We start from the raw sequence: 3,935 nt of genomic DNA, 5'->3' as shown, positions 1-3,935 counted from the left end.
CGCACCGCGATCCGGCAGGCGGCGACGCACGCCGGCGACCCGGCATACGAGCCGGAGCTGCTGGTCGGTCCGGACGCGAGCACCCAGGTGGCCGGCTCCGGCGCCGACGTCGTCCTCAACGGCATCACCGGCTCGATCGGCCTGCGACCCACCCTGGCCGCGCTGGAGGCCGGCAGCACCCTGGCACTGGCCAACAAGGAGTCGCTCATCGTCGGCGGACCGCTGGTCAAGGCGGCGGCCAAACCGGGTCAGATCGTGCCGGTCGACAGCGAACACAGCGCAATTGCGCAGTGCCTGCGGGGCGGCACCGAGCAGGAGGTGCGCCGGCTGGTCGTCACCGCGAGCGGCGGCCCGTTCCGCGGTCGCACGCGGGCGGAGCTGGCCGAGGTGACGCCTCAGCAGGCGCTCGCGCACCCGACCTGGGACATGGGCCTGATGGTCACGACCAACTCGGCGACCCTGGTCAACAAGGGACTCGAGGTGATCGAGGCGCACCTGCTGTTCGACCTGCCGTTCGAGCGGATCGAGGTGGTGGTCCACCCCCAGTCGATCGTCCACTCGATGGTCGAGTTCGTGGACGGCGCCACGTTGGTCCAGGCGTCTCCACCCGACATGCGGCTGCCCATCGCCCTCGGCCTGGCCTGGCCCGAGCGGCTGCCCGACGCGGCCGCCGGTTGCGACTGGACCTCCGCGGCCACCTGGGAGTTCTACCCGCTCGACACCGAGGCCTTCCCGTCGGTGGCGCTGGCGCGTCAGGTCGGCGCGGCGGGCGCCACCTTCCCGGCGGTCTTCAACGCGGCCAACGAGGTCTGCGTCCTGGCCTTCCACGACGGGCGGATCCGGTTCACCGACATCGTCGACACGGTCGCGAGGGTCGTCCAAGGGGCCGGAGAGGGCAGCTGCCCCGGCGTGAACCATTCGGACACGTTGGACGTTGAGACGGTGCTGGCGGCCGACGCGTGGGCCCGCGAGCGGGCTCGGCAGGCGCTGGGCCTGGAGCCACGAAGCGCCGCGCCGGGCGCAGGACGGGGGACGCGTTCGTGCTGATGTACCTGCTCGGCGTGCTCGTCGTCGCGATCGGCGTCGGCCTGTCCATCGCCCTGCACGAGCTCGGGCACCTGCTGCCGGCCAAGCTGTTCGGCGTCAAGGTCAAGCAGTACATGGTCGGATTCGGCCCGACCCTGTGGTCCCGCCGGATCGGTGAGACCGAGTGCGGCATCAAGGCGATCCCCCTTGGCGGGTACGTCCGGATGATCGGCATGTTCCCACCCAAGCCGGGCGAAGACGAGCGGCAGCTGCGCGCCTCCTCCACCGGACGGTTCAGCCAGCTGGCCGACCAGGCACGGGCCGAGGCGATGGAGGAGATCGAGCCCGGCGACGAGGACCGCGTCTTCTACAAGCTGCCGGTGTGGAAGAAGGTCATCGTCATGGCGAGCGGCACCGTGACCAACCTGGTCATCGCCGCGGTCCTGCTCGCCGGCATCTTCACGCTCTACGGTCTGCCGACCGGCACTCCCACGCTGAGTGCCATCTCCCCCTGCGCACCGCACGACATGACCACGGTGGCGCAGGACAAGACCTGCGGACCGGCGCTCGAGTCACCGGCGAAGAAGGCCGGTCTGCAGCCGGGCGACACCGTCGTGCGGATCAACGGCAACCCCGTGTCGACGTGGAGCGAGACCACCAAGGCGATCAAGTCCAGCGGCGGCACCCCGTTGCACCTGGTGGTCGAGCGCGATGGCACGCGGCGGCCGGTGACCGTGACGCCCGTGGTCCGCGACATGCCCACCTACACCGCCGACGGCAAGCCGATCGTCGACGCGCAGGGCAACCCGGTCACGGCATCGGTCGGCTTCCTCGGCGCCACGGGATCGGTCGAGAACGTCCCCGGCCCGGTGTCGGAGGCACCCGGCTTCGTCTGGGACGGGCTGTCCCAGACCGCCAGCGTCTTCGTGCACATCCCGCAGAAGATGGTCGGCGTCGCCCAGGCGGCATTCTCCTCCGACCAGCGTGATCCCAATGGCCCGATCTCCGTGGTGGGCGTCGGCCGGATCGCGGGCGAGGTCACCGAGGGCGGTGCGGGCGGCGCCCTGGACACCATCGGTGCCAAGTTCGCCTTCCTGGTCAGCCTCGTCGCCTCGCTCAACCTCGCCCTGTTCGTCTTCAACCTGATCCCGCTGCTGCCCCTCGACGGGGGCCACGTCGCGGGCGCGATCTGGGAGGCCATCAAGCGCGGGTGGGCGCGGCTGCGGCGCAAGCCCGATCCCGGTTACGTCGACGTCGCCAAGGCGCTTCCGGTCGCCTACGCCATGTCGACGGTGCTCATCGTCATGTCAGCGCTGCTGATCTATGCCGACCTGGTCAACCCTGTCCGGGTGGCCGGGTGACCGTGCTGCGTTCGTGCCGAGCCGGATCGTGCGAGATACTGGCTGCATGAGTGTTTCTCTCGGTATGCCGTCCGCGCCCCCGCCCGTCCTGGCGCCCCGTCGCCGGTCGCGCAAGATCCGGGTCGGCAAGGTCGAGGTCGGGGGGGACGCACCGATCTCCGTGCAGTCGATGTGCACGACACCGACGACCGACATCAACTCCACGCTGCAGCAGATCGCCGAGCTGACCGCCGCCGGATGCGACATCGTGCGGGTGGCCGTGCCGAGCGCCGACGACGCGGAGGCCCTTCAGGCGATCGCGCACAAGTCGCAGATCCCGGTGATCGCGGACATCCACTTCCAGCCCAAGTACGTCTACGCGGCCATCGACGCCGGCTGCGCCGCGGTGCGGGTCAACCCCGGCAACATCCGCAAGTTCGACGACCAGGTCAAGCAGATCGCCCAGGCGGCCAAGGACGCCGGGGTCTCGCTGCGCATCGGGGTCAACGCCGGATCGCTCGACAAGCGGCTGCTGGAGAAGTACGGCAAGCCGACGGCCGAGGCCCTGGTCGAGTCCGCGGTCTGGGAGGCCAGCCTCTTCGAGGAGCACGACTTCCACGACTTCAAGATCTCGGTCAAGCACAACGACCCGGTGGTCATGGTGCGGGCCTATGAGCTGCTGGCCGAGCGCGGTGACTGGCCCCTGCACCTGGGCGTCACCGAGGCCGGCCCCGCCTTCCAGGGCACGATCAAGTCGGCGACCGCCTTCGGCGCGCTGCTGTCGAGGGGCATCGGCGACACGATCCGGGTGTCCCTGTCCGCGCCCCCCGTGGAGGAGGTCAAGGTCGGCACGCAGATCCTGCAGTCCCTCGGTCTGCGGCCCCGCAAGCTCGAGATCGTCTCCTGCCCCTCCTGCGGGCGTGCGCAGGTCGACGTCTACACGCTCGCCGACGAGGTGACGGCCGGCCTCGAGGGTCTCGAGGTGCCGCTGCGGGTCGCCGTCATGGGCTGCGTCGTCAACGGTCCGGGGGAGGCCCGGGAGGCCGACCTCGGCGTCGCCTCCGGCAACGGCAAGGGGCAGATCTTCGTCAAGGGCGAGGTCATCAAGACCGTCCCCGAGTCGCAGATCGTGGAGACCCTCATCGAGGAGGCGATGCGGATCGCCGAGGAGATGGGCGAGTCCGGTGACGAGGCGGAGGGGGCCGGCGCCGCGAGCCCCACGGTGACCGTCGGCTGACCGCCGCCCGACCACGAGAGGCAGCGACCCGGCATACGTGCGACCGGTGGCTCAGCCGACCGTGATCAACACGACCGCTGCGGCGGAGGCCACCAATCCGAGGATCTGCACGCGGCGCCACCGCTCGTCGAGCACGGCACGCGCCAGCAGCACCGTGATGGCCGGGTAGAGCGAGGTCAGCACGGCGACGACGGCGAGCTGGCCGGCGCCGGTCGCTGTGAGGAAGATCAGGTTGGCGCAGCCGCCGAGCCCGCCCGCCAGAAGCCCGAATCGGGCGGCCGGACGCCACGGCACCGGCCGCGGAGCCCAGCTCAGGCCCACCGGGAGGATCA

General features: G+C 70.7%; 4 protein-coding genes. 3 read left to right on the top strand and 1 reads right to left on the bottom strand.

Annotated elements, in window-relative coordinates:
- The 3 genes from dxr to ispG form a co-directional block, all read left to right on the top strand.
- The coding region (gene dxr, locus FRW57_RS18580) for a 1-deoxy-D-xylulose-5-phosphate reductoisomerase (protein ID WP_152186714.1) at window positions 1-1,047 on the top strand (1,047 nt) is incomplete at its 5' end.
- The gene (locus FRW57_RS18575) at window positions 1,047-2,387 is read left to right on the top strand and encodes a M50 family metallopeptidase (protein WP_137122948.1); all 1,341 of its coding nucleotides are present in this window, start codon (window positions 1,047-1,049) and stop codon (window positions 2,385-2,387) included. The genes dxr and FRW57_RS18575, both read left to right, overlap by 1 nt.
- 46 nt (window positions 2,388-2,433) lie before the next feature.
- Entirely contained in the window at window positions 2,434-3,603 is a 1,170-nt protein-coding gene (ispG, locus tag FRW57_RS18570; RefSeq protein WP_152186713.1) for a flavodoxin-dependent (E)-4-hydroxy-3-methylbut-2-enyl-diphosphate synthase, read from the top strand.
- Window positions 3,604-3,654: 51 nt separating this feature from the next.
- Here ispG and FRW57_RS18565 read toward each other — a convergent pair.
- On the bottom strand, window positions 3,655-3,935 hold a 281-nt coding region (locus tag FRW57_RS18565), incomplete at its 5' end, for an EamA family transporter (protein ID WP_152186712.1).

Origin of the sequence: Segeticoccus rhizosphaerae (genome assembly GCF_009192725.1) — a bacterium.
Lineage (GTDB): Bacteria > Actinomycetota > Actinomycetes > Actinomycetales > Dermatophilaceae > Segeticoccus > Segeticoccus rhizosphaerae.
The sequence above is the reverse complement of the archived record's forward strand: the minus strand, read 5'-3'. Positions and strand labels throughout refer to the sequence as shown.

Excerpts from the sequence above, each read along its gene's own strand:
- FRW57_RS18575 (WP_137122948.1), top strand. The coding sequence starts at position 1,047 with ATGTACCTGCTCGGCGTGCTCGTCGTCGCGATCGGCGTCGGCCTGTCC.
- ispG (WP_152186713.1), top strand. The coding sequence starts at position 2,434 with ATGAGTGTTTCTCTCGGTATGCCGTCCGCGCCCCCGCCCGTCCTGGCG.